We start from the raw sequence: 270 nt of genomic DNA, 5'->3' as shown, positions 1-270 counted from the left end.
ATTATTTCACACATACCGTACTGCCAACTAAAAATGGTAGGCTTGGGCAGACTTGAACTGCCGACCTCACCCTTATCAGGGGTGCGCTCTAACCAGCTGAGCTACAAGCCTGCTTTCTATATCTAGCAGCAAATGGTGGAGCTTAGCAGGATCGAACTGCTGACCTCCTGCGTGCAAGGCAGGCGCTCTCCCAGCTGAGCTAAAGCCCCGCTTTATCACTCAATTACTTGAACGCAAACCGGTAAGGTATGGTGTGTCTCTATCTTTTTA

Annotated in this window: 2 tRNA genes; both read right to left on the bottom strand. The window is 49.3% G+C overall.

Annotated elements, in window-relative coordinates:
- Positions 1-34: 34 nt before the first annotated feature.
- Positions 35-111 (bottom strand) — tRNA-Ile (locus BAE46_RS14170).
- 22 nt (positions 112-133) lie between these two features.
- Positions 134-209: transfer RNA gene (locus BAE46_RS14165), tRNA-Ala, on the bottom strand.
- Positions 210-270 lie beyond the last annotated feature (61 nt).

Source organism: Glaciecola punicea (genome assembly GCF_001756615.1).
GTDB classification, from domain to species: Bacteria; Pseudomonadota; Gammaproteobacteria; order Enterobacterales; family Alteromonadaceae; genus Glaciecola; species Glaciecola punicea.
This window is presented reverse-complemented; position numbering and strand designations above follow the sequence as displayed.